Origin of the sequence: Salinisphaera sp., from assembly GCF_002729955.1 — a bacterium.
In the GTDB taxonomy this organism is placed as follows: domain Bacteria; phylum Pseudomonadota; class Gammaproteobacteria; order Nevskiales; family Salinisphaeraceae; genus Salinisphaera.
In genome coordinates, this window is the sequence record NZ_PBYA01000040.1 from 42374 (window position 1) to 49942 (window position 7569).

8 protein-coding genes are annotated in these 7569 nt (G+C 65.6%); 7 read left to right on the forward strand and 1 reads right to left on the reverse strand.

The genetic code is table 11. The features are described 5' to 3' along the window. Nucleotides 1-3: 3 nt before the first annotated feature. The 3 genes from CMN27_RS11710 (at nt 4) to CMN27_RS11720 (ending at nt 3000) form a co-directional block, all read left to right on the forward strand. Nucleotides 4-525 (forward strand): DUF1850 domain-containing protein, encoded by a 522-nt coding sequence (locus CMN27_RS11710; RefSeq protein ID WP_293626639.1) that lies wholly within the window; start codon nt 4-6, stop codon nt 523-525. Then, a complete protein-coding gene (locus CMN27_RS11715; protein ID WP_293626640.1) occupies nt 522-2705 on the forward strand; it encodes a TRAP transporter permease in 2184 nt (727 codons plus the stop codon). The genes CMN27_RS11710 and CMN27_RS11715 overlap by 4 nt, the downstream gene beginning before the upstream one ends. A gap of 94 nt (nt 2706-2799) precedes the next feature. After that, nucleotides 2800-3000 (forward strand): hypothetical protein, encoded by a 201-nt coding sequence (locus CMN27_RS11720; protein ID WP_293626642.1) that lies wholly within the window; start codon nt 2800-2802, stop codon nt 2998-3000. A 69-nt stretch (nt 3001-3069) separates the two neighbouring features. On the opposite strand, the gene CMN27_RS11725 is transcribed toward CMN27_RS11720, so the two are convergent. Further along, nucleotides 3070-4029 carry a DMT family transporter gene (locus CMN27_RS11725; protein WP_293626643.1) on the reverse strand — a complete coding sequence of 320 codons (960 nt, stop codon included), beginning with the start codon at nt 4027-4029 and terminating at the stop codon, nt 3070-3072. 103 nt (nt 4030-4132) lie between these two features. Here CMN27_RS11725 and CMN27_RS11730 point away from each other — a divergent pair, with 103 nt between their 5' ends. From CMN27_RS11730 to CMN27_RS11745, 4 genes are all read left to right on the forward strand, one after another. Beyond that, nucleotides 4133-5101, forward strand: a complete 969-nt coding sequence (locus tag CMN27_RS11730; protein ID WP_293626645.1) for a LysR substrate-binding domain-containing protein — start codon at nt 4133-4135, stop codon at nt 5099-5101. A 105-nt stretch (nt 5102-5206) separates the two neighbouring features. Further along, complete coding sequence (upp, locus tag CMN27_RS11735) at nt 5207-5839, forward strand: uracil phosphoribosyltransferase (RefSeq protein ID WP_293626646.1); 633 nt, start codon at nt 5207-5209, stop codon at nt 5837-5839. A gap of 64 nt (nt 5840-5903) precedes the next feature. Further along, nucleotides 5904-7169 (forward strand): uracil-xanthine permease family protein, encoded by a 1266-nt coding sequence (locus CMN27_RS11740; RefSeq protein WP_293626648.1) that lies wholly within the window; start codon nt 5904-5906, stop codon nt 7167-7169. A 61-nt stretch (nt 7170-7230) separates the two neighbouring features. After that, nucleotides 7231-7569: NAD(P)/FAD-dependent oxidoreductase (locus CMN27_RS11745; protein WP_293626650.1), on the forward strand; the 339-nt coding region annotated here is incomplete at its 3' end.

The following is a 7569-nucleotide window of genomic DNA, read 5'->3' on the forward strand; positions in this document are numbered from 1 at the left end:
CCCGTGCGGCATTTTCGTGCCGGCGCGCTCGGCATCTGTGGGGCGTTTCTGCTCGCCCTCGCGGGCCTGGTCGTCTGGCCGCGGACCTGGCTTGTGGTGCGCGATGCCGACGGGCTGCGCTATGCGTTCGTCGTCCAGCAGCAGCCCCGGTTCTCTCTGGCCTGGACGCATTCGGTAGAAAAGGAAAACTGGGTCGAGACGTTTCATATCGACGATCAGGCGATCGTGCTCGCCTCGACCCGGTTCAAGACATTCGGTGCCGGGGTGCCCGCCGAGGCCGGGCATGAAACACGCCTTAAGAACGGCTGGGTGGTGATGGACGCCATCGACCGGGTGGTCGATCCGCTGGCGGTCCAGGCCGCCGCCGCCGAGGGGTATCGCATGCGCTACGGCGGTCGCTGGTTTGCGCTTTCGCGGCCCGGCAAGGCGCCCATACTGACGTTCGCGGTACGCCGGGCGCCGGTCATAGCCATGTGGCGCGGTATGGTCGGCGCATGGCGGGCCCCGGAAACAGGAAAGCCATGAGTCAATCCAAGCAATCGCCGGACGCCGTCGAGCCGGCCGTGGCCGATCAACAGACGCTGGAAAAATACGATCGCGAAAGCCGGGTACGCCATGCGCTGCCGACCCGGGTGATGCAGTTCGTGATCGCGCTTTGCGTGCTGCTGGCGCTGTTTCATCTGTATACGTCGTTTTCCGGGCCGCTGGTCGACGTGGTCCAGCGCAGTATTCATCTGTACGTATTGCTCGGGCTGACCTTCGTGCTCTACCCCTGGGCGATGCGCGGCGCGCGTGATCGCGTGGCGGTGGGTGACGTGATTCTGGCCGTGGCCGCCTTCGCGATCGGCGTTTATATGGTGGTCTCGGCCGACCGGGTGATCGCCTCGGCCGGGCGGATCAATACGCTGGACATGATCGTGGGCCTGGCCGCGCTGGCTCTGGTCATCGACGCTGCGCGACGGGTGACTGGCTGGGGCCTGCCGGGGCTGGCGATCGTGTTTCTTGCCTACGGCTTCTACGCCAAGCTGTCCTTCTACCCGCAGCTGAGCGAATCCATTGTGCTGGCGAGTACGCGCCAGATCGTGTCCCACCTGGTCTATATCACCGAAGGGCTGCTGGGCACGGCAATCGCGGTGTCGGCCAGCTATATCATCCTGTTCATTCTGTTCGGGGCGTTTCTGGTCAAGTCCGGGCTGGGGCGACTGTTCAACGATCTGGCTCTGGCCCTGGCCGGGCCCAGTCGCGGCGGGCCGGCCAAGGTGGCGGTGATCGCCAGCGGTTTTCTCGGCTCGATCAACGGTTCGGCCATCGCCAACGTGGTGACCACCGGGGCGTTCACCATTCCCTTGATGAAGCGCACGGGCTATCGGGCCAACTTCGCCGGGGCAGTGGAGGCCGCAGCCAGCGTGGGCGGCCAGATCCTGCCGCCGATCATGGGCGCGGCCGCCTTCATCATGGCCGAGGTGCTGTCGGTGCCGTATACCCAGGTCATGCTGGCCGGCATCATTCCGGCGCTGCTGTTCTATCTGGGCATTCTGTTTCAGGTGCACCTGCGCGCGTTGCGCAACGGCCTGGAAGGCATTCCGCGTTCCGAGCTCACCCCGCTGAAAAGCGTGCTGCTCGAACGCGGCCATCTGCTGCTACCGATGGTCGTACTGCTGTGGCTGATCTTCGACGGGCGGGCGCCGTTCTTTGCTGCGTTCTGGTCGATCGCAGCCACGATTCTGATCTGTGGCACGCGCAATCTGGTGCTCGGCCTGGCCGTGGTGCTCGTCGCCCTGGTGTTCGAACCCCAGATCTGGGCCCTGATCGAATCACGACCGCTACCCGGGCTGCCGGCATCGCGGCTGTGGCTGTTCGCGATCATCGCGGTGCCGATGGCCATCAATGCCATTCGCAGCCGGCTGGGGCTCGAATCGGAGGTCATGGATCTGGCCGACTGTCGCGATGCCATGACCGAGGGCGTACGCAACTCGATTCCGGTGGCGATTGCCTGTGCGGCAGTGGGTATCGTCGTGGGCGTGGCCACGCTCACCGGCATCGCGCTGGATGCCGCCGATGCGGTGGTCAACCTCGGCCAGGCGATTCCCTCGGAGATGCTGCGCCTGCTGGTGACGCTGGCGCTGACCATGGGCGCATCGATCGTGCTCGGCATGGGGCTGCCGAGCATTCCCTGCTACATCATCACCTCGACCATGGCCGCGCCCATTCTGCTCAACCTGCCCCTGTTTCGGGAGCTGGCGGGGTCGAACGACACGGCCGTGTTCGTGGCCCATATGTTCGTGTTCTATTTCGGCATATTCGCCAATCTCCCCCCGCCGGTCGCACTCGCGGCCTATGCTGGTGCCGGCATTTCCGGCGGCTCGCCCAATGCGGCCGGGGTCCAGGCGATGAAGCTGGCGATTGCCGGCTTCGTGGTGCCCTATATGTTCGTGTTCGCCCACAGCATGCTCATGATCGATGCCACCTGGCTGAATGTGGCTGCGGTCGCGATCACCGGCGTGGTTGGCGTGGGCCTGCTCGCCGTCGCGGTGGAAGGCTATCTGCGCCGACCGCTGGGCGCGCCCTGGCGGCTGCTCGCGCTGGTGGGCGCGCTGGCGCTCATCTACCCGGGCTGGGTCAGCGATACGATCGGCGCGCTGATTGCCGTGTCGCTCGTCATGCTGGGCGCGACGGGCCAGGCCGAACGACAGCCGGCGCGTTGAACCCGCCGGGCACGAATCCGCAAACAACCTGATTCGGTAACCGCGATAGCCTGTTACGCTCGCGCCGAGACACTTGAACGACAGCAAGCAGACTATGACCAAGAACCTGACCGACTGGGAAACCCTGGAACGCGACGAGACCCGCGGTTTCGAAACCATCGGCATTGAAAAGGAAGGCGGCTGGGAAATCGAAGTACGCTTCGACGACGAGACCGAATCCCGGACCACCGACCGCACGCCCAAGACCCGCGAGGAAGCGATCGAAACCGGCCGCGAGCTGGCCAAGATGGGCTAGTCCCCGCGACGCCGAAAGCCCGGCCGCCCGGTATGTGGATCATGCCGGGGCCGGGCTTTTTTGTGCGCGCTATTGCGGGGCGGTTCGGCGCGCGGGGGCACTGACGATGATCACCCCCGCGATGATGGCCACGCCGCCGACCACGAAGTTCCAGGTCAGCGCTTCGCCCAGCAGCAGGGCGCCGAAGATCACGCCGAACACCGGCGAGAGAAACGAGAACACGCCCAGGCGCGAGGCCAGATAACGGCGCAGCAGGGCGAACCACAGCAGCAGCACCCCGAAGGCGATACCGAAGGTCTGAAAGCTCATGCTCACGAGCACGGGCGCGGTGATGCGAATATCGCCGATATGGCCCAGTCCGGCGGCAATCAGCAGCAGCGAAATGCCGGCGATGCTCAGCTGAAAAGCGAGCGTAAGCGTTGGCCGCTGTTCGGACAGCGCGGTGGTACGCACCACCACGGTGGTGGCCGCCCAGCCCATGCCGGCCATCGTGCCGAGGATATCGCCGATGATCAGCGAGCTGACCGCCGGGCCATCGGCCTTGCCACCGCCGGTGGGCGCCATCGCCAACACGATCCCGGCAAAGGCGATCGCAATCCCCGTCCAGTGGCGCAGGCGCAGCTGCTCGCCCGGCACGAGAAAATGCAGCCCGAGCGCGGCGAATACCGGCGCGGTATAGAGAAACACCGACATATGCGACGCCGTGGTGTATTCCAGGCCCAGCGCCACGAAGCAGAACTCTGCGCTAAAGCCGATACCCACCGCCACGCCCGGCCAGAATACGGCACGGGCATCGGCGAGCCGCACGCCGCGGGCCCAGGCCACGGCGATGACCAGCACGGCAGCCAGCAGCGAGCGGATCGCGATCTGGGCGATCGGCGCGATATCGGCGGCAATCCATTTGATGGCCACCTGCTGCAACCCCAGCGCCAGACAGAACACGAGCATGAGCAGGCTGCCCTGCATATCCAGCGCGCGCCGGGTGGCGGGCGTGTCCGGGGTCGGCTGTGTGGCGGCACGGGTCGTCATGGGTATGCGGGGCGCTAACAAACGTGGCGGCAAGGAAAACAGCCGGCCGGTATCTGCGCAAACCATTAAACTGGCCGGCCAGGCTCAGGAAAACTCAACCGCGATGATCGATCGGCTGCCCTTGAACGCCCTGCGTGCGTTCGTGTTCGCCGCGCGCCATGAAAGCTTCAAGGCCGCGGCACTCGATCTGCATGTCACCCCCGGCGCGGTGAGCCGCCACGTCAAACAACTGGAAACGCTGCTCGGCGCGGATCTGTTCGTACGCCATGCCCAGGGCGTGAGTCTGACCGAACGTGGCGCGCGGCTGGCCGACGAGTCCGGCGAGGCGTTCTCACGGCTGGCGCGCAGCGTCGAAGCCGCACGCAAGACGAGCAGCGGCGGCGCCCAGCTCACCGTCAGCGCCTCGCCATCGCTCATCCAGCACTGGCTGCTGCCACGGCTGGCCGATTTCGAATCCCGCCACCCGGATATCGCCCTGGCGCTGGAGGCCAGCGCCCAGCTGGTCGAGCCGGGCTGGCACGAGGATCGTGCCCAGCTCGCCATTCGCTACGGGCAGGGGCCTTGGACGGGGGTGCGCAGCCAGCCGTTGATGCAGGAAACGCTGTTCCCCGTCTGTGCGCCCTCGCTGCTGGCGCACGGGCCGGCACTCGACACGCCGGCCGATCTGGCCGGCCACACGTTGCTGCATGTGAAGTGGCTGTCGAACCAGGCCGAGCTTTTCCCGGGCTGGCGCGAATGGCTGCAGGCCGCCGGCGCCCCCGACGTGGATATTGCCGTACACCGGCGCTATTCGTTGTTCGGCCTGGCCCTGGACCAGGCCATCGCCGGGCGCGGCGTCGCCCTGGCCACCAGCGTGCTGGCCGCCGATCGGCTGGCCAGCGGCGTGCTCGTTGCGCCGTTTGGCGCGCGGCATGTGATCGATTCGCCGTTCTCCTACGAATTGCTCATGCCGGCGACGGGCGAGGTGCCGGCCGCGGCGGCCGCGTTTGCCGACTGGTTGATCGATCAGGCCGCGCGCTTTCGTTGGGATGCCTCGTTGCACGAATCTTGCAGCCCCGCCTGCCAGTCGTAAGTACGTACTATGGATGCGCTCAGCGCGATCGGGGTTTTCGATTGCGCGCCGGATCAGGTCTAATGCGCGCGTTCGCCCGCGAATCGCCGACAAAGGAAGCTGCCCATGGACGAGAACGTGACCGTCATCGATCATCCGCTCATCGCACACAAGCTCACGCTGATGCGACGCAAGAACTCGTCCACGCAGAAATTTCGCAGCCTGCTGCGCGAGGTCGCCCATCTGCTGACCTACGAGATCACCCGCGATCTGGAAATGACCACCGAGCGCATCGAAACGCCCATGCAGGAAATGGATGCGCCTACACTCGCCGGCAAGAAGCTGTGCTTCGTATCCATCCTGCGGGCCGGCAACGGCCTGCTGGAAGGCATGGTGGAGCTCATGCCCTCGGCGCGGGTCGGCCATATCGGCATGTTTCGCGACCCGGACTCGCTGGAAGCGGTCGAGTACTACTGCAAGGTGCCCCAGGATATCGGCGAGCGCCGTGTGATCGTGGTCGACCCGATGCTGGCCACCGGCAATTCGGCCATCGCCTCGATCTCGCATCTGAAGAAGCAGGGTGCCAAGAACATGAAGTTCCTCTGCCTGCTGGCTGCCCCCGAAGGCGTGGCCGCCCTGCGCGAAGCCCACCCGGACGTGCCGATCTTCACTGCGGCTATCGACGAACGGCTCGACGAGCACGGCTATATCCGCCCCGGTCTGGGCGATGCCGGTGACCGCATGTACGGCACCAAGTAAAACGATACGCCTGGCGCGGCCGAGGGTCGAGTGCGTGCGGGCCGCTGAGCAACGGGGGGCATGGATGGCGGTAGAACGGAAACACGGCGACGAGGCAGGCCTGGCGTATCGCTTTCGGGCGCGCGATGGCCTGCTGGGCGCACAGATGCTGTTCGTGGCCTTCGGCTCGCTGGTGCTGGTGCCGCTGCTCACCGGGCTGGACCCGAACGTGGCGCTGTTCACCGCCGGCATCGGCACGCTGGTGTTCCAGATCGTCACGCGCGGGCGGGTGCCGGTCTTTCTGGCCTCGTCCTTTGCCTTCATCGCGCCCATCATCTACGGCGTCGAAACCTGGGGCATACCGGGCACCCTCTGCGGGCTGATGGCGGCCGGCGGTGTCTACATGCTGTTGTCGCTGCTCATTCGTGTACGCGGTGTGGGGGTGATCACGCGTTTGTTGCCCACGATCGTCACCGGGCCGGTGATCATGGTCATCGGGCTCGTGCTTGCGCCGGTGGCGGTCAATCTGGCGATGGGCCTGGACGGCAACGGCAATAGCCAGCTGGTCGAGCCGACGGCGGCGATGACGGTGTCGTTCGTGTCGCTGGCGGTCACGGTGGCGGTGTCGCTGTTCGGGCGCGGCTTTCTCTCGCTGGTGCCGATTCTGTGCGGCGTGGTCGCCGGCTATCTGGTCAGTCTGCCGTTCGGGCTGGTGGATTTCGCCCCGATCGCGGCCGCGCCCTGGTTTGCCGTGCCGAACTTCGTGGCGCCGGAATGGAACTGGCAGGCGGTGCTGTTCATGGTGCCGGTCGCCATCGCCCCGGCGATCGAGCACTTCGGCGATATCGTGGCCATTCGTTCGGTGACCGGGCGCGATTACCTCAAGGACCCGGGCATCGATCGCACCATGCTGGGCGACGGCCTGGCGACCTCGCTGGCGGCGGCCCTGGGCGGGCCGCCCAATACCACCTACTCCGAAGTCACCGGCGCCGTCACGCTGACCAAGGCCTACAACCCGGCCCTGATGACCTGGGCGGCGGGCTTTGCCATCGTGTTCGCCTTTGTCGGCAAGCTGGGCGCATTGCTGGCCAGCATCCCGACGCCGGTCATGGGCGGCATCATCGTGCTGCTGTTCGGCGCGATCATTGTCGTGGGCATGAACAGCCTGGCCAAATCCGAGGAAGAGCTCACCGAGCCGCGCAATCTGGCTATCGTGGGCATCATTCTGGTGACCGGGGTGGGCGGCCTGAGCTTCTCGGCCGGTGAATTCGCCCTCGAAGGCATTGCCCTGGCCGGCGTGCTGGGCGTGGTCCTCAATCTCGTGCTGCCCTGGGGCCGAATGGGGCGCTGATGTTGACAGCGTGCAATGGCACGTTATCTACTGCGGTGCTGGCTTGGCACGGAAATGAAGCATGCCGCAGGTCTCGAATGATGAAGGCGCCGCAATCGCCCACGATGTGATCGTCATCGGTGCCGGTTTTTCCGGCATCAATGCCGGTATTCGTCTCAAGCAGCAGGGCATCGAGGATTTCGCGATTCTCGAACGTGCCGATGATGTGGGCGGCACCTGGCGCGACAATACCTATCCCGGCTGTGCCTGCGATGTGCCCTCGCATCTGTATTCCTACTCGTTCGAACAGAACCCCGACTGGTCGACCACCTATTCGGGTTCGGCCGAGATTCATGCCTATATCCAGCGCTGTGCCGACAAATACGATCTGCATGCCCATCTGCATTTCGGTGTGGGCATC